General features: G+C 67.8%; 20 protein-coding genes. 10 read left to right on the forward strand and 10 right to left on the reverse strand.

Annotated features, from left to right (window positions below; translation table 11 throughout):
- Positions 1-82 precede the first annotated feature (82 nt).
- The 4 genes from GKO32_RS03925 to GKO32_RS03940 all read right to left on the reverse strand — a co-directional run bounded on the left by GKO32_RS03925 (position 83) and on the right by GKO32_RS03940 (position 6474).
- A complete protein-coding gene (locus GKO32_RS03925; protein WP_154755388.1) occupies positions 83-3154 on the reverse strand; it encodes an ATP-binding protein in 3072 nt (1023 codons plus the stop codon).
- A 142-nt stretch (positions 3155-3296) separates the two neighbouring features.
- Complete coding sequence (locus tag GKO32_RS03930) at positions 3297-4277, reverse strand: TolB family protein (protein ID WP_154755389.1); 981 nt, start codon at positions 4275-4277, stop codon at positions 3297-3299.
- The gene (locus tag GKO32_RS03935) at positions 4274-5539 is read right to left on the reverse strand and encodes an MFS transporter (protein ID WP_376765924.1); all 1266 of its coding nucleotides are present in this window, start codon (positions 5537-5539) and stop codon (positions 4274-4276) included. The genes GKO32_RS03930 and GKO32_RS03935 overlap by 4 nt, the downstream gene beginning before the upstream one ends.
- A gap of 83 nt (positions 5540-5622) precedes the next feature.
- On the reverse strand, positions 5623-6474 hold the full coding sequence (locus GKO32_RS03940; RefSeq protein WP_312867472.1) for an alkaline phosphatase family protein: 852 nt from the start codon (positions 6472-6474) through the stop codon (positions 5623-5625).
- A gap of 565 nt (positions 6475-7039) precedes the next feature.
- Here GKO32_RS03940 and GKO32_RS03945 point away from each other — a divergent pair.
- The 4 genes from GKO32_RS03945 to GKO32_RS03960 all read left to right on the forward strand — a co-directional run bounded on the left by GKO32_RS03945 (position 7040) and on the right by GKO32_RS03960 (position 11314).
- Entirely contained in the window at positions 7040-8596 is a 1557-nt protein-coding gene (locus GKO32_RS03945; RefSeq protein WP_312867473.1) for an alkaline phosphatase family protein, read from the forward strand.
- Between the two features lie 147 nt (positions 8597-8743).
- Positions 8744-9532, forward strand: a complete 789-nt coding sequence (locus GKO32_RS03950; protein WP_154755392.1) for a COG4705 family protein — start codon at positions 8744-8746, stop codon at positions 9530-9532.
- A 56-nt stretch (positions 9533-9588) separates the two neighbouring features.
- Complete coding sequence (locus tag GKO32_RS03955; protein ID WP_312867474.1) at positions 9589-10677, forward strand: alpha/beta hydrolase; 1089 nt, start codon at positions 9589-9591, stop codon at positions 10675-10677.
- 40 nt (positions 10678-10717) lie between these two features.
- Positions 10718-11314, forward strand: a complete 597-nt coding sequence (locus GKO32_RS03960) for an MBL fold metallo-hydrolase (RefSeq protein ID WP_154755393.1) — start codon at positions 10718-10720, stop codon at positions 11312-11314.
- Here the strand turns inward: GKO32_RS03960 and GKO32_RS03965 are convergent.
- The gene (locus GKO32_RS03965; RefSeq protein WP_154755394.1) at positions 11281-12696 is read right to left on the reverse strand and encodes an MFS transporter; all 1416 of its coding nucleotides are present in this window, start codon (positions 12694-12696) and stop codon (positions 11281-11283) included. The genes GKO32_RS03960 and GKO32_RS03965 overlap by 34 nt on opposite strands.
- Positions 12697-13036: 340 nt before the next feature.
- Between GKO32_RS03965 and GKO32_RS03970 the strand changes: the two genes are divergently transcribed.
- Positions 13037-13852, forward strand: a complete 816-nt coding sequence (locus GKO32_RS03970; protein WP_154755395.1) for an SDR family NAD(P)-dependent oxidoreductase — start codon at positions 13037-13039, stop codon at positions 13850-13852.
- 47 nt (positions 13853-13899) lie between these two features.
- Here the strand turns inward: GKO32_RS03970 and GKO32_RS03975 are convergent, their stop codons facing one another.
- From GKO32_RS03975 to GKO32_RS03985, 3 genes are all read right to left on the reverse strand, one after another.
- Positions 13900-14529: an isochorismatase family protein gene (locus GKO32_RS03975; RefSeq protein ID WP_154755396.1), complete on the reverse strand. Its 630-nt coding sequence runs from the start codon at positions 14527-14529 to the stop codon at positions 13900-13902.
- Positions 14530-14806: 277 nt separating this feature from the next.
- Positions 14807-15265, reverse strand: a complete 459-nt coding sequence (locus GKO32_RS03980) for a MarR family winged helix-turn-helix transcriptional regulator (protein ID WP_154755397.1) — start codon at positions 15263-15265, stop codon at positions 14807-14809.
- A gap of 165 nt (positions 15266-15430) precedes the next feature.
- A complete protein-coding gene (locus tag GKO32_RS03985; RefSeq protein WP_154755398.1) occupies positions 15431-15874 on the reverse strand; it encodes a nitroreductase family deazaflavin-dependent oxidoreductase in 444 nt (147 codons plus the stop codon).
- Positions 15875-15970: 96 nt separating this feature from the next.
- On the opposite strand from GKO32_RS03985, the gene GKO32_RS03990 reads away from it, so the two are divergent.
- A complete protein-coding gene (locus GKO32_RS03990) occupies positions 15971-16462 on the forward strand; it encodes a MarR family winged helix-turn-helix transcriptional regulator (protein ID WP_154755399.1) in 492 nt (163 codons plus the stop codon).
- 69 nt (positions 16463-16531) lie between these two features.
- Here the strand turns inward: GKO32_RS03990 and GKO32_RS40415 are convergent, their stop codons facing one another.
- Both GKO32_RS40415 and GKO32_RS03995 read right to left on the reverse strand, forming a co-directional pair.
- Positions 16532-16639: a DUF6640 family protein gene (locus tag GKO32_RS40415; protein WP_376765922.1), complete on the reverse strand. Its 108-nt coding sequence runs from the start codon at positions 16637-16639 to the stop codon at positions 16532-16534.
- A 19-nt stretch (positions 16640-16658) separates the two neighbouring features.
- Complete coding sequence (locus GKO32_RS03995; protein WP_154755400.1) at positions 16659-17021, reverse strand: DUF4267 domain-containing protein; 363 nt, start codon at positions 17019-17021, stop codon at positions 16659-16661.
- A gap of 58 nt (positions 17022-17079) precedes the next feature.
- On the opposite strand from GKO32_RS03995, the gene GKO32_RS04000 reads away from it, so the two are divergent.
- From GKO32_RS04000 to ppk2, 4 genes are all read left to right on the forward strand, one after another.
- A complete protein-coding gene (locus tag GKO32_RS04000) occupies positions 17080-17622 on the forward strand; it encodes a TetR/AcrR family transcriptional regulator (protein WP_154755401.1) in 543 nt (180 codons plus the stop codon).
- A 31-nt stretch (positions 17623-17653) separates the two neighbouring features.
- Positions 17654-19411 (forward strand): CocE/NonD family hydrolase, encoded by a 1758-nt coding sequence (locus GKO32_RS04005; RefSeq protein ID WP_154755402.1) that lies wholly within the window; start codon positions 17654-17656, stop codon positions 19409-19411.
- Positions 19412-19494: 83 nt separating this feature from the next.
- Complete coding sequence (locus tag GKO32_RS04010; protein ID WP_154755403.1) at positions 19495-19896, forward strand: hypothetical protein; 402 nt, start codon at positions 19495-19497, stop codon at positions 19894-19896.
- Positions 19897-19989: 93 nt separating this feature from the next.
- Positions 19990-20790: a polyphosphate kinase 2 gene (ppk2, locus tag GKO32_RS04015; RefSeq protein ID WP_154755404.1), complete on the forward strand. Its 801-nt coding sequence runs from the start codon at positions 19990-19992 to the stop codon at positions 20788-20790.

The following is a 20790-nucleotide window of genomic DNA, read 5'->3' on the forward strand; positions in this document are numbered from 1 at the left end:
CCCCTTTGGCGGTGGAGCGTCTTGGGCACCACCGACGCTAGGAAGGGTGCGTTCGCGCAGCGTTCGGGCGCTCGGGCGCGACTCAGCCGGGGGGCCGAACGCCAAGCCGGGCAAGGTCGCGGGTACAACGCTCGACCAGGGCTGTGCTGCCCTGGCTCCGGGCGAGCCCGGCGGCCTCGTGCAGCCGTCGCGCCGCGGTGTCGTGGTCGTCGTGCCCGGCGCGCATCCGGCTCACCTCGGGCAGCCACCACAGGTCGTCCCGGGCACGCGCGCCGGTCAGCGCCTTGTCCAGGGTCGCGCGTGCCTCGCCGGGCCTGCCGTCCACCAGCTGCAGGTCGGCCAGCAGTGACAGCCAGTACGGCATCCGGGCGAGCGAGCCCTGCGCTTCGAGGTTCCCGATACCGTTGCGTGCCAGCGCGATGCCCGAGCCGTCCCCGCTGGCCCAGCCGTCGAGGATGAGGCCCCATTCCGGGTAATAGGCGAAGCCATAACGCTCGCACAGTTCACGCAATTCGGCGACGGTTTCCCGGAGCGCCGGAAGGTCGTGCCGCAGCTGGCAGGTGATGGCGCCGTAGGCGAGCGCAACGGCCAGGCTGTAGGGATGTTCGATCGTGCGGGCCAGCGTGATGGCCGCCGTGGCGCTCGACGAGGCGGAGGCGTCGTCGCCGAGCAGCCAGTGGGCGTGGGCGGCCCAAGCGGTGCCGTGCACATCGGGGCGGGTACCGACGGTCAGGAGATGACGGCTCTGGTTCCGTTCGGCGGCGAGTTCGAAGTGGCGCAATGCCTCCGCCGGTCTGCCGAGGCTGAGCGACGATCCCGCGTAGGCGAAGTGGGCCGAGCCGCTCGGCTCGGAACCGGGGGTGACCAAAGCCAGCGCCTGGCCGGCGCCACGGTGTGAGTCCGCGATGTGCCCTTGGACGAATCGTGACGTCCACAACCCGATCAAGCCGGTGACCAGTGAGTCGTTGCGCCCCAGCGTTTCCGCCAGCTCGACCGTGCGCTCGAGCGTGTGCTGGAGTTCGGTCGAGGCGTAGCCGTAGCGCGCGTTCAACGGCGCGGCGAGTGCTTCGAGGATCGCCAGCTCCTGCTCGAACGTCTCTCGCCGGTCCGGCTGTGCCCGCACGATCGCCAGGGCCGCCTTGTTCAGCCGGATGGCTTCGGCGTGCGCGAACGTGTTCGTCGCCAGCTCGGCCGCTCGCCGGTAGTAGGCGACGGCGCGCGCCGGCTGACCGCCATTGGCGTACTGCGCCGCGAGCTGGGCCGAAACCGCGTCGGTGTCTTCGTGGAGCAACTCGAGTCCCTGTGCGAGACGGCGGTGCAGCAGCCAGCGCTTCGGCGGACTTATCTGTGCGTACGCCGTCTCGCGCAGCAGGTCGTGAGAAAAGTCGTAGCCGTCGCGGAACTCGCGGATGATGCGTAGCCGCCACAGCTCGTCGACGGCCTGAACAACGGTGTCGGCGTCGAGGTCGCTCGCTTCGGTGAGCAGGTCGAGCGTGAAGTCCCGGCCCACGGCGGCCGCGAGCTCGACGACCTGCCGTGCCGCCGGAGGCGCCTGCGCGAGCCGGTTGCGCAGCGCGCCCCTCAGCTGCCCGGCCGGCGGGCCGGCGCTGCCGAGCTCGACGGAGGTACGCATCGCCTCGACGACGTACAGCGGAAAACCACCGGTCGTCGCATGCAGCAGCTTAGTGTCCTCATTGGACAGTCGGCGGCCCGAGATTGCCTCGGCCAGCTGTGCCGTGCCGTCGATGTCCAGCGGGCTCAGGGAAAGCTCGGTGAGCAGCCCGGTGGCGCGCATCGCGCTGAGCCACTCGCCGAGTTCCGGCTCCGCCTCGGCGTTCTCTGCGCGGAGCGTGGCGGCCACCAGTACCGGGGCCCTGTGGTCCAGACCAAGGTAAAAGCTGAGGAACGCCAACGTTTCCTGGTCGCACCATTGCAGGTTCTCCACGATCAGCAGCATCGGTCGGCCGACCCCGATAAGGGCCCGTGCCAGCCCTTCGAAGAAGCGGTGACGCTGCCAGCCGTCAGCCATCGTGGGGGCAGGGGCATCAGGGTCCCCGTGGCTTGTGCCCGACGGCACCAGTCTCTCGACTTCGCGACGCCAGACCGGGTCGAGCGCGGCCGTGCCCGACTGGACCTTCGGCAGCCGCAGCCAGTCCGCGACCGGGGCCAGTGGCAGCCGCCCGGAGCTGCCGAAGCACTGGGCGCGCGCCACTACCGCACCGCGCGACCGCGCCGCTCCGGCGATTTCGGCCAGCAGCCGGGTTTTCCCGACCCCCGCACCACCGTGGACCACGGCGAGTGCCGGCTTGCCCGCCGCCGCGGTCCGCCACAGCCGATGCAGCCGGTCGAGCTCCCGGGACCGGCCGATCAGGTTCGTCGCGGCCGGCCCGGAACGCCCGGCGGGGACCCTCGGCGCTGCGACCTCGGCCGGGCGGGCGAGCAGCCGCTCGATCACCTCCCGTGTCTCCCGGTCCGGAGAAACCCCGAGCTCCTGCTCCAGGATCGAGGCACAGTGGTGGTAGGTGCTCACCGCTCCCGCCCGGTCACCGAGGCGGGCTTGCAGCTCCATCAGCGTCCGGTAGCCGGCCTCCTCCAGCGGCCGGAGGTGGGTGCGGAAGCGGGCGGCGGCCACCGCCCCTGGCAGGTCGCCCGCCCGGGTGCGCACCGCGCAGAGCAGGTCGCACAGGTCGGCGCACTGTCCTGCGAGCTGAGTCCTGGCCTCGAGCACCCAGTCGTCGTACCTTCCCGGCAGGAATTCGCCGCGGTACTCGGCGATCGCGTTCGCCGCGTGCCGCTGGATCGCGTCATCGTCCGTTGCCTGTGCAGCGGCTTGCCGTTCCCTGTCGAAGACGCGCAGGTCCACGCGGCTGGTGCCGGTGTCGTGCCAGCACAAATCCTGGGACGTCACGACCAGCGACGGCTCGTCTCGAAGGATGCCGCGAAGGTGATGCAGCTCGCGGCGCAGGTTCGTGAGTGCCTGACCATCCCTCGAGTCGGGCCAGAACAGCTGGGAGATGCGCTGCCGTGGCTGCGGGTATCCGGCGTGGAGGACGAGAAACGCGATGAGCGCGATCGTCCGTGGCGATCGCGTGACGACACCGCCGGTCGCGTCGTCGACGATCGCCTGCTCTCCCAGCACAGAGACACGAAGCATCGCATCGCCTCCTGGCTCGCCAGGTTACCGATCCGACCGAAAGTAGGCGGAAACGGTCCGCAGCCCATCTGCTGGTAGATATCCGTTTCCGCCGTGGCTGCCGTCGGATTGGTAACGAATGGCACAGCAGTCGCGTATTTCGTCAGCGGAGGGCAGCTGGGGACTCGGCGTGCGGGATGAGCAGCCTGGGGGCGCCGGCGCCGTCCGCGGGGACGGCCCAGATATCGGAGTCGCCGGTGCCGCGGGGGAGTGCGTAACCGATGGTGTCCGGGTCGAGCCAGGCCGGCTGGTCGTCCACGCTGCGCGTTTCCGCGAGCGGGGTTCTCGCGCCGGTGGCGAAGTCGAGCACGGTCAGCCGCCAGCCTTTCGCCGGATCCTGGTCGATCGCCGATTTGAAGGCGATGCGTTTGCCGTCCGCGGACAGCGAGGGGCATTCGACGTTCTCCGCGATGGTGCGGACGGTTTTCGCGGCGATGTCGCCTTCGACGAGATACCGGTGCCCGGCGGTGGACATCGTGGCGTAGAAGTGGTTGTCATCGGCGGCGAACGTGATTCCCCAGAAATTGAGGTCGGCGGCGACGTAGGGGTGACCGTCGAGCGTGACCGAAAGGAACTCCAGCGAGTCCACTGTGTCCTCGGTTCTGAGGTCGATCAACCCCGCGCGGGTGGAGAACCGCCCGTTGTTGTAGGAGTCGCCGGCCACGAACACGGTCCAGGCGACCAGTCGTCCGTCCCCGGACACCCGGGTGCGGTTGGGCACGCCGACGAGCGGAATCTCCTTGCCCACGTTGAGATCGGCGTCCAGGATGGCGATCTGGAAGGTGGCGAGCGCGCCGTCCTGGCGCAGGCAGGCGCCGGTGCCGGCCGCGGCGTAGACCCGCAGGCAGCTCAGCGCCGACACCGAACGAGGCCCGGCCGGATCGTCGTCGGCGACCGTCGCCAGCCGTCCGTCGCTGTCCGGTGCGGTGCTGCGGAACAAGATCCGCGGTGCGGGCGCGAGACTCAGCCGGCCGGCCGCGGTCACCGTGGGGTGTTCGCGGGCCATGGTGAACGCGCCGTAGCCGACCGCGATCGCGGTCAGCAGCACGGCTCCGAGGAGCGCGAACAGGACTCGCCGCGTCATGCGTGCTGCTCCTCGGTGGCCGGGATACCGCGTAGCAGCAGTCCCACGGCGAGCACGGCGACCGCGACCAGGACGGCGGCGATCCGGCTCGCGCTTGCCGGTCCCCATGCGGTCCAGGCGAGTCCGAAAAGGACAGAGGAAAGCAGATAGCACAACGCCTGTCCACTTTGGATCAGTGCGATTCCGGTGGTGCGCAGGGCTTTGGGCAGCACCGGACCGGCCAGTGCCATCAGCACGCCATCGGTGGCCGCATAGAACAGGCCGTAGAGCCCGAGCGCCACCACCAGGAGCGGCCAGCCGCCGAGGGGCCCGAACAGCAGCAGGTAGACGAGCACGAGCGCGGTGTAGCCGCCGAGCACCACCTTGAGCCGGCCGATCTTGTCCGCCAGCATGCCCAGCGGGGTGGCCAGCAGCAGATACGACAGGTTCGTGCCGACCGCGAGCAGCGGAAACCAGCCCACGCCGAGGTGTTCGTGTTGCTGCAGCAGGAGGTAGACGAAACCGTCGCCGATGGTCACCATCCCGGCCAGGCCCGCGGCCAGCACCAGCCGCCGCACCGGCGCCAGCCGGATCAGGTCACCGAGCGCCGAGAAGGACACCGTGCCTTTCGGTGGTTGGTCGCCGCGACGGTCGCGGACGAACAGCACCAGCACCAGGACACCGAAGGCGGCGATGCAGAAGCTGGCGACGAACACCGTGTCGTAGGCCTGTGCGGTGGCGGCCAGGACGCCGAGCGCGACGAGTGGTCCGGCGAAGGCACCGGCGGTGTCCATCATCCGGTGAATGCCGAACGCGCGGCCGTACAGGTGTGGCGGGGTGGAGAGGGTGATCAGCGCGTCGCGTGGCGCGGTGCGCAGGCCCTTGCCGGTGCGGTCGACGGCGATCACCGCGCCGATCGCGCCGACGGCGTTACCCGCGGCCGGCAGCCCGAGCTTTGCCAGCGCGGACAATCCGTAGCCAAGCCCGGCGATCAGCTTGCGGTGACGCGTCACGTCGGCGAGGTAGCCACCGGCCAGGCGCAGCAACGCCGTCGCGCCGGTGTAGGTGCCGTCGACCATGCCGTAGACAGCGGGGCTCAGGTGCAGTCCGAGTACCAGGTACACCGGCAACACCGCGGTCACCATCTCCGACGAGACGTCGGTGATCAGGCTGACCGCACCGAGCGCGAACACGTTGCCGCTCACCGAGAACAGCGCGCGTTTGCGGGATGGCTTCGTGCCGTCGTCGCCGGTATGTGGATGGTCTATTGTGGACAGATACACGAGCGCCACCTCCATGGGGCCGGCAGGAACCCGCTCGGGGACACGTGTGCCCCCGAGCGGGGTGATCATTTCCGGCTACCGGGTCAGTTCCAGACGTTGGTGATCGCTGACGCCGAGTTCAGATGCGAGAGGCCGTAGGCGCTTTCGATGGTGCTCAGCACGTTGTAGTGGTTGATCTGGTTGGTGAAGGTGCCGACCTGGGTGTGCGCGCCGACGAACGCGGTGAAGATGTGGTTCGACGAACCGCCGTTGTCCTCGTCGAAGGTGACGATGAGCAGGCTGTTGTGCGTTTTCGCCCACTGCGCATAGGCGTCCAGGTTGTTCTTCAGCCAGCTGTCACCCGTGCTGATCGAGCAGTCGTGCATGTCGTTGCACAGGTTCGGGTCGAGGTAGGAGACCGTCGGCAGGCTCGCGTAGTTGGCCGAGTTCGGGAAATCGGTGTACATCAGGTTGCTGGCGGCCGGGACGTTGCTGAAGAACGGTGCGGCGTTGTGCTTGCGCGCGTATTGGCCGCTGCTGCACCCGGTGTAGCCGTCCGACGGCATGCTCTCCGAGTAGCTCTTGAACGTCTTGCCCGAGGTGAGCAGCTGGTTGGCGATGTTGTTGCCGGTGAAGGTGTGCGGGCAGCTGTCGTCGGTGATGCCCTGGGTCGATCCGGAGAAGATGGCCAGATAGTTCGGTTCGCTGGGGTGCGTGACCGCGTAGGACTGGGTGAACTTCGCGCCCTGCGCGGCGAGGCTGTTGAAGTAGGGGGCGCTGGAGCTGCCGTTGATCTGTGAGTAGGCGTGGTTCTCGAACATCACCTGCACGATGTGGTCGAACACCGGCACACTCGACGCCGCCTGCGCGGTGGACGAGGTGACGACCACGGCCGTCACCGAACCGATCAGTGCCGCTGCCGCCGCGACCGCGGCCGCAATGCGCTTCCGTAACACGAATCCTCCTGAAAGTGGATGACCGGCCCTGACCGCACTGCCAGGGCCGGTCAATCCTGAGAGGCATCCGCGGCATTGATCCCAATTTCCCGGGGACACCAGGTGTGCGCGAAGTAAACAAACCAAACGCGAAATCCATTCTCTGGGACAACCGTGAATCGGTTGCCGCGCAAGGAGCATCCGGGCGAAATTTCCCGCGGATAATGACCGAATTGTCCGTAGTCAGCGGACGGCAAATTCGGCGGAAATCGGAAATCCTTTTTCTGGAATAGGGATTGTTAATGGTCAATTAACCCCGCGTTCGGGTTCCGGGGCCGCACCGGTCATGCACCCGGCGCAGCGTGTGCACCCGTTGTCCCCAGCGGCTTCCGGCCGCGCGTGTGAGGAGGTTGGATTGGTGCCGAGACGATGGAGGCGGGCCGCGGCGGTGGGTGCGGCCGGGTTACTAATCCGACCAAAAGTAGGCAGACCCCGAGCAGCACGTAACCGTTGTCACGCAATCCGGATAGCCGTGACTGTGGTCGGATTGGTAACGAACGGCACAGTACTCGGGTGTGCCGGTGCGGTGGCGACGGCGCAGGCGCAGCCGCGTAGCGAGCATGTGCTGCTGCTGAGTGTGGATGGTCTGCACCAATCCGATCTCGCATGGTATACGGCGAAACATCCGGGTTCGGCGCTGGCTTCCTTGGTGCGTCAGGGAACCGAGTACACGCACGCGCAGACCCCGGTGCCGTCGGACTCGTTCCCGGGCATGGTGGCGCAGGTGACCGGCGGCAACCCGGCCACCACCGGCGTGTACTACGACGACGCCTACAACGCCGGCCTGCTGCCCGCGGGCACCACGTCGTGCACCGGTCAGGCCCTGGGCGCCGAGGTGGACTACACCGAGGATCTCGACCGGAACAAGGACAGTATCGATGCGGGGCAAGGCCTGCCCGGTCTCCCCGCCGGTGTGCTGGCCATGACCGGAACCCCGCGTACCTTGCTCAACCCGGCGGCGCTGCCGGTCGATCCGGAGACGTGCAAGCCCGTTTATCCCGGCCAGTACCTGAAGGTCAACACGGTGTTCGAGGTCGCGAAGCAGGCAGGCCGGCGCACCGCGTGGTCGGACAAGCACGCGGCCTACGACATCCTGAACGGCCCGTCGGGCGCCGGAATCGACGACCTGTTCACCCCGGAGATCAACAGTAAGGCCCCGGCGGGCGGTGACTGGACCACCGACAACGCCGACACCCGCACCTACGACGGCTACAAGGTCCGGGCCGTGCTCAACGAGATCGACGGTTACGACCACAGTCGCACCACCAGAACCGGCGTCCCGGCGGTGTTCGGGATGAACTTCCAGACGGTGTCCACGGCGCAGAAACTGCCCTCCTCGGACGGCAAGCAGGGCGGGTACCTCGTCGACGGCACCCCCGGCCCGCTGCTGGCGGACGCGCTGGCCTGGGTCGACCAGCAGGTCGCGGCGATCACCGCGGAGCTGCGCACGCAGGGCCAGGCCGCGGACACCACGATCATCCTGTCCGCCAAGCACGGCCAGTCCCCGATCCAGCCCGCCGCACTCACCCGGATCGACGACGGTCCGCTGCTGGCCGGGCTCAACTCCGCCTGGCGGGCCGCACATCCGGGCGCGGGCGACCTGGTGGCGCACGCGGTCGACGACGACGTGATGTTGTTGTGGCTGACCGACCGTTCGCCGGCGGCGACCGAGTTCGCCAAGAGCTACCTGCTCGCCCAGCCGGGAACCGGCAACGGCATCGACGGCAAGCCGAAACCGTTCGTCCACTCCGGACTCCAGACCGTCTATGCCGGGGCAGCCGCGGCGCAGTACTTCGGCGCGGCGGCGGGCGATGTGCGCGTGCCCGACCTGTTCGGCGTCGCCGATGTCGGCGTGGTCTATACCGGTGGCCACAAGAAGATCGCCGAACACGGCGGCGCCGCCCCGGACGATCGTGATGTGCCGCTCGTGGTCAGCGGTCCGCGGATCAGGCACGAAACCGTGACCGGCGGGGTGGAGACCACGCAGATCGCCCCGACGATCCTGACCCTGCTGGGCCTGGATCCGGTTGCCCTCCAAGCGGTCCGTGTCGAGCACACCCCGGCCCTGCCCGGCACATACTGAACCGGCGTACGGGCCCCGCCGGAGTGGCTTCCGGCGGGGCCTTTCCCGGTTCACTGTTTCCGGTTTTTACCGTCCGTTGGTTTGGGACTATTCACACCAATTCGGGGCGCCGGAAAGCCGTCCATTCGTTGTGTCAGACTGTTCCGCATGGTCAACAACCTTGCCGGAGCGATCGCGCGACGGCCGATCCGGGTTCCGGAGATCACCGCGTATTTCTGGATTCTCAAAGGTCTTTCGACCGCATTGGGCGAATCTGCGTCGGACTATCTCGTGCGGGTGCTGACGCCGGTTCCCGCAGTCGTGCTCGATTGTCTCGCTTTCGTAATTGCGCTGGCCGTGCAATTCACCCGGCGCCGGTATGTAACGTGGACGTACTGGTTCGCGGTCGTGATGGTCGGCGTTTTCGGAACCATTGCCGCTGACGTTCTGCATGTCGGATTAGGGGTGCCTTATCTGGTATCGACCGTGCTGTGCGGCGCCCTGCTTGCCGCGGTGTATCTCCTGTGGTGGCGGCGCGAGGGGACGCTCTCGATTCACGCCGTCGATTCCGCCCGGCGAGAGGCGTTCTACTGGGCCGCGGTCGTGGCGACCTTCGCGCTGGGCACCTCGGCCGGCGACCTTGCGGCCACCACCTTCGGTCTGGGCTATTTCGGTTCGATCGTGGTGTTCGCGATCGTGATCCTCATTCCGGCGATGGGGTACCGGTGGTTGCGCTGGAATGGCGTGTTCTCATTTTGGTTCGCCTATGTGGTGACCCGCCCGCTGGGCGCCTCGATCGCCGACTGGCTTGGCAAGCCCGTGGCCGAGGGTGGCGCCGGCGTGGGTGTAGAACTCGTGAGCCTCGTACTCGCGGTGGCGATCGTGGCCCTCGTTGGCGTTGTGTCCGTCAGGGGCCGCCGCCGGGAATCCGCATCGGCTGACCTGAGTGGACACTGAGAACGTTTGCCCGGCCAAGGGAAGATCTTGCGCCGGGGACTCGCTAGGTTGGTGCCGTGGATGCCTCCGCCGTGGCCGAAGTCTCGCTGACCGACTGGTGGCCGGTGCGTGTGGTGCTCCTGGTCGCGTTGGCCGTGTGCGTGGTGTTGGTGTGGCGGATCCGGCGGCGTATCGCCCGGATCGGGTTCGGCGTGGTGGCGGTGCTGCTGGCCGTGCTGAACGTGCTGGTGGAGGTGAACGCCTCGTACGGCTACTACCTCACCATCGGGCAGGCGATCGGGCTGCCCGGCCGTGACGCCGCGTCGTTGTCGGCGCTCGACCCGTCGCGAGTGCCCTCGTCGGGTGTGGTGATCAGCTTGACGATTCCCGGCCGCACGTCGCGGTTCGACACCCGGCCCGCTCAGGTGTATCTGCCGCCGGCGTGGTTCGCACGGCCGCGTCCGAAGCTGCCGGTGGTGCTGCTCCTGCACGGCACGCCCGGCGCCCCCGAGGACTGGACGAACGGCGGCGGCGCGGCCATCACCCTCGACGCGTGGGCGAGCGCACATGGTGGCACGGCGCCGATCGTGGTGATGCCCGACATCAACAGCGGCTTCGACGGGGACACCGAATGCGTGGACGGGCCGCAAGGCAAGGCAGAGACTTATCTGAGCGAGGACGTGCCGGACTTTGTCACGAGCCGCTTCTTCACCCAGCCGCCCGGTGCGCACTGGGCGGTCGCCGGTCTGTCCGAAGGTGGCTCATGCGCGGTCACGCTGGTGTTGCGCCACCCCGCCCGGTTCGCCACCTTCGCCGACTACAGCGGGCTCGCCGGGCCACGCACAGGTGATTCCAACGCCCTCGGCGACACCGTTGCGGCGCTGTTCGGGAACTCGCTCACCGCGTTCCGGGAGCACGAACCGTCGTGGCTGCTGACCCACCAGCGGTATCCGGGGCTCGGTGGCTGGTTCGAGGTCGGTGACCAGGACGCGGATCCGCTGGCCGCCGCCCGTCAACTCGAGTCGCAGGCCGCGGCCGCGGGTGTGGCGACCAGGCTGGTCGTCGTCCCGGGCGCGAACCACGACTTTTTCCTCTGGCGGCAGGCATTCGCGGACTCGTTGCCGTGGCTGGCCGACCGCCTGGGGCTGAGGCAGGGTGTGCGATGAACGTGGCACCGCGACACCAAGGTGCTGCCACAATAAGATCATGCACATCACCAAGTTCACTCATGCCTGTGTCCGGGTGGAGCATGCGGGCGGCGTCCTGGTGATCGACCCGGGAGAATGGACTGAACCAGAGGCCGTCGCCGGGGCCGACGCCGTCCTCATTACCCACGAGCATTTCGACCACATCGATACGCGCCACCTGACCGCACTCGATGTGCCGGTATACGCACCGGCGGGCGCCGACATTCCCGGTGTCGAGGTCATCGGCGTGTCCGGCGGCGACGTCTTTGTCGCCGCCGGTTGCCCGGTCACCGCGATCGGTAGCGAGCACGCCACCGTTCACGCGGGCCAGCCGTCCTGCGCCCACACCGGTTACCTCGTTGCCGATGCGCTTTATCACCCCGGCGACTCGCTGCAATTGCCCGAGAGACCGGTGCAAACGCTTCTTCTGCCCGTGCACGCCTCGTGGCTCAAGCTGGCCGAGGCGATCGATTTCGTCACCCGCGTCCAGCCGGAGGTATCGCTGGCAATCCACGATGCCATGGTCAACGAGCGAGCCTTGAGCAGCACCGAGGGCTGGCTCACGAAGGTCACCGATGGGCGCTACCGATGGATTTCCCCCGGCGAGACGCTGTGACCAGCACCCTTCCTCAGCTCGCTGCGGTAGGTCTCACGCAGGCCCCAGACCACGCAAACCGTTGATATCACTGCCAATCCGGACAGGTAGCCGACGACGGACCAGATGGTGCCCGTGCTCGAAAGCAGTGAACCGGATACCAGCGGCGCCGACCCCGCGAAGATCGCGAACGGCAGGTTGTAGGCCAGGGCGCTGGCACTGTAGCGGAGCCGGGTCGGGAACATCTCGGCGAGCGTGACGTTCAGGGACACGTTGGTCAGCCAGATCGGCACCATGAACAGCAGCTGTCCCAGCAGGAGAATGGCGAAGCCGTGGTTGTGCATGAGTAGCACCGAAAATGGCATGAGCACGATGGCGAGGCCGCAACCCCAGGCGAACAAGGGCTTCCGGCCGAATCGGTCGGTCAGCCGGCCGACGGGGAACACCATCAGTGCCACCACGGCGAGGCTGATGGTGCCGGTCAGCAACGCTTGAGACCCGGACAGGCCGAGATTGCGCTTGAGGTAGCTGGGGATGAAAGCGATGAAGGTCGGTGCGATCGTGGCCGGTGCGAGCGCGCATCCGGCGTACACGAGAATCGGCTTCCACTGGGTCCGCACAGTCTCGGAGAAGGGTGCCTTCGCCCGCTCGTCACCACCTCGGCGCCGCGACGTCAGCGCCTCGAACTCCGGGGTTTCCCGGATCCGCATCCGGAGCAGCAGGCCCACCACGGTGAGTGGGAGCGCGATGAGGAACGGGATCCGCCACCCCCCGCCTGTCATCGTCTGATCGCCGAGCAGGCCGCTCACCAGCGCCGCGACGCCACTGCCTGCCAGCAGACCGACGAAGGTGCTGCTGGACAGCGCGGAGGTGTAGCGGCCTCGGCGCCCGGCGGGTGCGTACTCGACGATGAACGACACCGCACCGGGAAACTCACCGCCCTGGCTCAGTCCTTGTATGACACGCAACAGCACCAGCAACATCGGCGCGAGCAAGCCGACCGAGCCGTGCGTGGGCAGAAGACCGACCGCCGCGGTGCCGAGCCCCATCAGGATGAGGGACCACGCCAGGGTGCTCCGACGTCCCAGCCGGTCACCGAAACGTCCGAAGAGTATTCCGCCGAGGGGCCGGATGAAGAAAGACAGGCCGTAGACGAGGTAGACGCTCAGCAGCGACGCGACTGGATCATGACTGGGAAAGAAAGAGGCCGCCAGGTACGGCGCCATGTAGCCGTAGATGCCGAAATCGAACTGCTCGATGAAATTGCCCACCGAACCACCGAGCAACGCCTTGCGTGTCTCGCGTTTCAGTTGCTCCGGCTCGGGCTCCGGCGCCCGCGGGCCGGATGGTGCCGTAGCCGGAGGAATCGCTTCACGCTTGGTCTCGCCCTCGATACCGCTCATGACACTCCCTTGAGTCATCGGCGGGGATTCTGGCTGGGTGATTTTGTATCACATTTGGCCGAGCGTCAACCCTCCCGGAGCGGTCGTTGACCCCAGGCTGACAACTCGTCGAGTGTGCTGGGGCCCGGCGTACTCGCACCCGGTCGCATGGTGGACAGCGTTGGCGGAAGCGGTGGTCGGGTAGATCTCGCCGCTGGCGACGTGGTTCGCGAGCGAAACGCGGCTCGTCGGCGTGTGACTCCGCAAACATGGCGGTCACCTTGATCGACACCGTGGAGACGGGCACTCTTGCTTGCTCAGCTAGGATACTTTATCAGAAACGAGCTGAAGGGACGTGACCATGAGCGACAAGGAGCTGGCCGGCCGGATCTCGGTGGTGACCGGGGGAGCGATGGGCATCGGAAAGGCGATCGCCCGGACGTTCGCCGCGGCGGGGGCGCATGTGGTGGTCGCCGACCTGGCCCTCGAAGACGGCGAAGCCACGGTCGGCGAGATCATCGGCGACGGCGGCTCGGCGGAGTTCGTCGCCACCGATGTGGCCAGCCGCACGGCCTGGGTGTCGCTGGGGGAACACCTGCGGCGCGAACACGGGGGCCTTGATGTGCTCGTGAGCAACGCGGGGCTGGTCAACCGCCAATCGATCATGGGCACCGTGGAAGCGGACCTGCGCCGTACCGTCGATGTCAACCTGGTGGGCCCCCTGCTCGGCCTCCAGCAACTCGCGCCGGTGATGCGGGAGCGAGGGGGCGGGTCGATGATCCTGATCTCCTCGACCTCCGGCATGATGGGCCACCTCGACGCCGGCTACTCCGCCACCAAGTGGGGGCTGCGCGGGCTCGCCAAAACCGCGGCGATCGAGTTCGCCGGCTGGGGAATCCGGGCGAACTCGGTACATCCGGGAACGATTCCGACGGCAGCGCACGCCAACGCGCCACAGGGGCATGCCGAAGCGTGGCGCGCGCTCGTCCCCCTGCACCGTGCCGGGACGCCGGACGAGGTCGCGCAGGCCGTGCTCTTCCTCGCTTCGGACCGATCGGCTTATGTGACCGGCACCGAAATCGTCGTCGACGGCGGATTGACCAACGGCGGCGTCAGCACCGCTCGCCTGCACTTGCTGGATCGGCTCAGCCACGAACCGGACGGCGCCCGAAGCTGACGCCCGCTGGCCGCGGCGATCACCCACCGCCGCGGGCAGGGTTCCGTTCAGGCCGTAGCGGCGAGCGCCTCGCGGGCGGCGCTGTGCTGAAGCATCGCCCCGAGGGCCGGGGAGTGCTCCATCATCAGACCCACGAACTGCTGCACCGTTTCGAGGTTGGCATAGCTGCCTTGGAATTCGGACGCCGCGGCGAGCCAGGTGATCGGCTTGGCGCCGGCCGCCACCAGCCGCTGAATCGCGGCCTCGTGCGTCTCCGCGGTCTCGCCCGCGACCGCGTCGACCACGATGTAGACCTCGAAGCCCCGGTCGAGGGCGGCGAGCGCGGTCTGCGCGACACAACCCTCGGTCATCAGGCCGGAGACAAGGAGTGTGCGCCGCCCGCTTTCCTCGACGGCGCGGGCGAAATCAGGCGTGTCGAAGGCATTGAAGTTGCCACCGCGGACGATGACCTCGGTGTCGCCCAAGGTCTCCTTGAGCGGCGCGACCAGCGGACCGGGCCCGTCGGTGTCGGCGCCATTGGTCACGATCAGCGGAACGTCGTAGATCTTGCCGGTCTTGGCGAGTGCCACCGCCGCGTTGACGTGCTCGGCGACCTGGTGGGACCGGAACAGGTTGAGGAAGCCCACCGCGTGGTCGATCATGACGATCGCCGTCTGTTCCTTGATGAGAATGGACATTCTGTCTCCTTTTCACTAGCCGGCCGCGCTGGCGGCCGGAACCTGGAGGGGGAACTTGTGGTGCAAGACGTTGCCGGGATCGGCTCGCCGGGGTGGACGGTCTCGAGCATGATCGCCCCAAGCCGCGACGCTGAGCACGACCCGGAGAAGCGGCCGTGTTCGCGGACGAGGCCGGCGACCGCGCCGCTCAGGTCCGCATCGAGCTGGTCCAGAGTGGCGGTGCTCAGCCGGGGTGAGGCCGTCCGCACCGCTACGCAAACCACCTTCGAGATGGTCATCAGCCGCGCTCGGCGGCTCGCTGCTGGACGTGGTCCAGCACGGCGGTGAGTGTCGCGTCGAATTCGTCCAGCCGGCCGGACTCGATCCCGTCGAGGAACCAGTACCTGGCTGAGCGCAGGTGTGGCGCCAGCGCGTCGCGGTACGCGATGCGGCCGGCGTCGGTGATGGTGACCACCGCGGCCCGGGCGTCGCTCGCGTCGCCGCGGGCACGGGTGATCAGGCCACGCTCTTGCATGCGGCGCAGCTGGTGGGAGAGCCGGCCGGTATCCCAGTCGAGCGCGCGTGCACAGTGCGTGGACCGCATCGTGCCGCCGGGGGCATGGGCAAGCTCGGCGAGAACGGTGAAGTCGGCGTCCGACAGGCCGGAGGTCTCGGCCAGGTCGCGGCCCACCTCGCGGCGAACCGCCTCGCTGAGCAGGACGAAGGTCTGCCACACCCGGTGCTGTTGCGCTGACATTCTTGCTGACACATCAGCAAGATTAGCGCAGTTGCTGACGCGTCAGCAAAGTCTGACCCGTCACAACGGCGAATTGTGGATGGCCTCGCTGCACCGCGACGTCAACCCGCCGGCCGGAACGTAGTGCGGCCGGCGGCGACTGCCGGACTCCGCGAGTGTGTGCCGTCAGGCGGGGTCGACGCGGAACACGGCGATCCGATGGGCCGCCGCGGCGACGCCGTCCGGGGTGGCGTCCTCGGCCAGGCCGGTCGTCACGAATCGTTTGCCGACACTCGCCGGGCTGTCGGCCACCAGTTCCCGCAACAACGGCCCGCGCTGGTCCACGGGAACCTCGGTCAGGCGGGCGGTCGCGGCCCTCCGGCCCCGGGTCAGGGTGACCGTGTCCGCCGCCCGGGCGTTGGCCACCCAGGAAGCCTTCGGGAAGGCCTGGAAAATGTACCGGCCGGTGTGCAGCTTGTTCACCGCGATCGGGAAGGTGAGCATCCTCCCCGTGCGCCGGCCTTTCACCGTCAGCGGCTGCATCGGGCCGAATGCGATGCCGACCCGGTGCAGTCCGACGATCACCTTGTTGATGGCGTTGACCCTGGTTCGGTAGGTGTTGTCATCCATGGAAACCATACTATATGAAAACCGTAGAATATCGAAAGCGTACTATGTGGCGCGGAGGTCAGGCCGGCCTCCGGGAGCCGAGCGACAGGAAGCGCGATGAGTGACGGGACGGACCGGGCGGCGAGGCGGCGGCGCCGGCAGCTGACGACCGCCGTGAAAGATGCCCTGCGCGACCTGAACATTCAGCTGTCGCTGCTCAATCGGAGATTCGGTGGCCGGATCGAGCTCCGCGATGTCGACTGGACCTGCCTCGACCTCATCAACCGGCACGGACCGCTTTCCCCCACGGAGCTGGCCCGCCGCGCCGGGGTCCACCCGGCCACGCTGACCGGGATCCTGGACCGGATGCAGAAGCGTGGCTGGATAGTGCGTGAGCGCGATCCCGGGTCGCCGGACCGGCGGGCGGTGACGCTGCGCGGGGTGCGAGAGCGCAACGCTGAACTGTTTCAGGTGTTTTCGGGCATGAACACACGCATGGACGAGCTGTGTGAGCATTACTCGGAGGCCGAACTCGAAGTGATCGCCGACTTTCTGCGGCGAACAGGTGTCGCCGGGCGCGAATCCGCCGAGGACCTGATGGAAGCTTGACCGGTGTCGTTGTCACGCAGCCGTCATTTTCGGGTGATCCGATAGCGCTCGGCCCGTACAGGCTTGCGATCATTGTCGCGCTCTCCAGCGACGCACGCGACCTGCCTGGTCGTTGTGAAACTTGGCGTGGGGCGGCCACGTCGGATTGTAAATATGTGTTTCGTTCCCTCCATGCATCAAGGGGCATCCGCGTCGCTCACCCCAGTGCCAGCACGAGGCCGGCCGCGACGAGCAGTCCGGCCGTGAGCCCGTGGATGCCCAGCGCGGTCGAGAGTTTCCCGCCGTTGGTGCGCACGATGATGGCGTCCCCTACCGGCGTGAGGGCCGCGGCGACCAGTGCCCAGCCGAGTGTCGCGGGGCCGGCGGCGGCCCAGACGACGAGCGGTACCACTCCGGAGGTGATGTCGCGGACGCCCTTGATCGCGGTCAGGGCGCGGAGATTGTCGGCGGCGACACCGAAGTCGAGCGTCGCCCGCCGAGGTGTCAGGAGGAACCGGGTGCCGAGGCCGATGATGCCGGCACATCCGATGAGCGCGACCACCAGCGCGGTGACATGCATGGTGAAGTCCCTTCCAGGTTTGTCTAGCAACGTTATCTAACCATGCTAGACTATCGTCATGTCACCGAGACCGGCCCCGAATCTGGACCTGAGACGCGATCAGATCGTCCGCGCCGCCCGGGACCTCGCCGAGTCCGATGGTTGGGCCGCCGTCACGATGCGCCGCCTCGCCGGGGAACTCGGCGTCACCCAGCCGGTGCTCTATTCGGCCTTCGCCGGCCGCCAGGCGCTCATCGACGCGGTGGCGCTCAACGGCTTCGGTGACGTCGCCGCGGCGCTGGAGGCGGTGGACGCCTCGCCCATGCCGCGGATGCGTGCCTACCTCGACTTCGCCGCCGCACACCCCCGGGTCTACGAGGCGATGTTCTCGATGCCCTCGGGGCTGGCCTTCGCCGCCGACGACACTCCCGAACCGCTCCGACGTGCGTTCTCGGGCATCCGCGACGCGTTCGGGGATGCCGACGGCACCCGGGCGGAGGTCGCCTGGTCGGCACTGCACGGCCTGGCCACCCTCCAGGCCGCCGGACGCCTCACCCCGGGCCAGGCGCAGGCCCGGCTCGACCTTGCCCACCGCATGCTCACCCAGCTGGAGACCCGTTGATGAGCAAACCAGGACCTGGACAGGAGTAGACATGGCCAAGCTACTGGAAGAAGAGGCTCGCGAGGGCTTCGTCGTTGTCGAGCGGGATGTACGGATACCCACCAGAGACGGCGGCTTTGTCGCAGCCGACGTGTACCGGCCGGCCGGGTCAGGCCCGTTCCCGGCGCTGTATGCCGTGTCTCCCTACGGCAAGGACTGGGTGGATCTGCCCGCGATCCCGGCCTTCCGCCACCGCGAAACCGGCGACATCGCTTTCTACGTCGAGCACGGGTATGCCTACGTCCACGCCGATACCCGGGGCACCGGACATTCGACGTTCGGTGAGTGGGAGGTCCTTGCGAAGGCGGAGCAGCACGACGTCTACGACAGCATCGAGTGGATCGCCGGCCGGCCTTGGTCTTCTGGCCGGGTCGGGATGATAGGGGAGTCGTACTACGCCATACCGATGTGGCTCGCCGCCGCCGACAAGCCGCCGCATCTGACCACGATCGTCGTCTATGACGGTGCCGTGGACCTCTACCGCGATGCCCTTTACCACGGCGGCGTGCTTTCGGTCGGGTTCTTGAACTGGTGGCATACCAACACCCGGGCACTCACCCTGCTCGATCCCGTGGAACGCCTCACCGTTCCCGCACCGGAGAACCAAGCCGCGTTCGACTTCGTCGGCCAAGTGCTGCGCCATCCGTCCTACGACGGGTTCTGGCAGGAACGAACCCCCGTCGATCGCCTCGCGGACATCGACATCCCGGTCTATTCGATCGGGAACTGGAACCAGGCCGGCCTGCACCTGCGCGGGAACCTTTACGGCTACGAACAAATCCGCGGCCCCAAGAAGTTGCTCGTCAACGGCGGGCCGATCGGGGACGCCCACTCATCCATCAACATCTTCAACGATCAGGGCTTTCACGAGCACCTCCTGGGCTGGTTCGACCAGTGGCTCAAGGGAGTCGACACCGGAATACTCGACGAGCCTCCTGTGCGCGTCTCTGTTCGGCCCGAGGGTTCTCACCGTGCGGCCCGTGATTGGCCCTTGCCGGGCACGACCATGCGCCCGTTGTATCTGACATCCGGGCCATCCGGCGCCACGTCTTCGCTGAACGACGGCAGGCTGAGCTGGGAGCCGTCCACAGTGGACGAAGACGCCACCCGGTACCCCTATCCCGCGGATCACTGGGCGGGCTGGCCGGGCCTCGGCAATGCCACCATCAGCCAGGGGCGGCCGCCGGAGAACCTGTCGAATCTGTGCAGCTGGACCACTGAACCGCTGGAAACCGACCTGGAAATCTGTGGCGGCCTCGTCCTGTATTTGTATGCCGGCTCCGACCAGGCCGACACCCAGTTCATCGTCCGCGTCGTCGATCAGGCACCGCCGGCCGGCGACATCCCCGCCGCGGCGCAGGCACCCTGGGCGCCCATCGTCACCCGCGGCTGGCTCCGTTCGGCACACCGCGACACCGACCCCGCCCGTTCCACGCCGCAGCGCCCTTGGCACCCGCACGACAAGGCCGAACCACTCGTCCCGGGACAGATCGCGGAATTCGCCATCGAGATCCTGCCGACCGCTTGGGTGTTCCAGAAGGGACACCGGATCCGGCTCGACATCTCCAACGCCGACTCCGCCGCGCTCGACGCACCCTGGACCCACCACTACGGCACTCGCCGGGGAACCGACACCTACCACCATGACCGGGTCCGGCCCAGTCGCCTGCTGCTCCCGATTCCTCCGGCTGACGCCTGGATCGGCGAACCCACACCCCCGCGGCCCAGTGGCGCGCCCGGAGCGCCGTGATCTCTGCCGGTCATGACTTTTGTCCTTGTGGCGGGGACGTCCTGCCCTGTACCGAACGATGGCAGCCGCACCATGGTGGGGGCATGAGCAGACTCGAGTGGCATACGACGACCCGGCGCCGGCCGTGGCTGGCCGCGTTCACGGGCCTGATCGCGATATTCGCCGTGGCCGGTGCGGTGGGGCTGATGACCGGCACGCTCGGGCTGGAGGAGGAGGTTGTCGCGCGGTTTCCGTTCGGTAGTGCGGTTTTCGGCGGGCTTGCGCTGGTGCTGGTCGTCGGTGTGCCGATGGGGCTGGTGTGTTATTTCGGTTCCCGGCCCGACAGGCGGACCAGCGGCGCGGCGATCGTGGCCGGCTGCCTGTTGATCGCTTGGGTCGCCGTGGAGATCGGGTTCGTCCAGACCTACAGCTGGCTGCAGGTCGTGTTCGCATTTGCCGGTGTCCTGGTTGCCCATGCGGGGTTGCGCGACGTGCGGAGCCGGTGACCGTGGGCGGCCCCGGCGACAGGGTCCTTGGTCCCCTCCGGTTGAGGACGCCGGGCCCTGCCCGGATCGCCGGCCGCCGAGGATGCTCGTCTCATGACGGACGCGGCAGCACGGTTGCGGCGCAAACCCTACGAACGCGAGCTCGCGCGGTTGCAGGCGGAGCTGGTGAAGCTGCAGGAGTGGGTGCGCGCCGAGCGGCAGCGGCTGGTGGTGATCTTCGAAGGACGGGACGCCGCGGGCAAGGGCAGCACCATCAAGCGGATCACGGAGAACCTCAACCCGCGGGTCGCCCGTATCGTGGCGCTGCCCAAGCCCGACGACCGCGAGCGTGGGCAGTGGTATTTCCAGCGGTATGTCGAGCAGTTGCCGGCCGCCGGTGAGATCGTGCTGATGGACCGCAGCTGGTACAACCGCGCGGGCGTGGAGTGGGTCATGGGTTTCTGCTCGAACGATGAGCACCGCCGCTTCCTGCACCAGTGCCCGATCTTCGAGCGGTTGCTGGTCGAGGACGGCGTCCTGCTGCGGAAGTACTGGTTCTCGGTGAGCGCGGGTGAGCAGGAGCGGCGGATGCGGGCCCGGCTGGACGATCCGGTCCGGCGGTGGAAACTGTCCACTGTGGACTTGCAGTCCATCGAGCGCTGGGACGACTACTCCCGCGCAAAGGACGAGATGATCCTCTACACCGACATCCCGGAAGCGCCGTGGTCCATTGTGGACAGTGATGACAAGCGGAGCGCCCGGATCAACATGATCGCGCACCTGCTGGGCAGCGTGCCGTATCACGAGGTGTCCCCACCTGCGATCCGGCTCCCGGACCGGCCCGCGCCCGACGGCTACCGGCGGCCGGAGAAGAACCCGGGCAGCTACGTGCCCAACCATGCCGCGACTCTCTGA

The organism is Amycolatopsis pithecellobii (assembly GCF_009707865.1).
Classification (GTDB): Bacteria; Actinomycetota; Actinomycetes; order Mycobacteriales; family Pseudonocardiaceae; genus Amycolatopsis_E; species Amycolatopsis_E pithecellobii.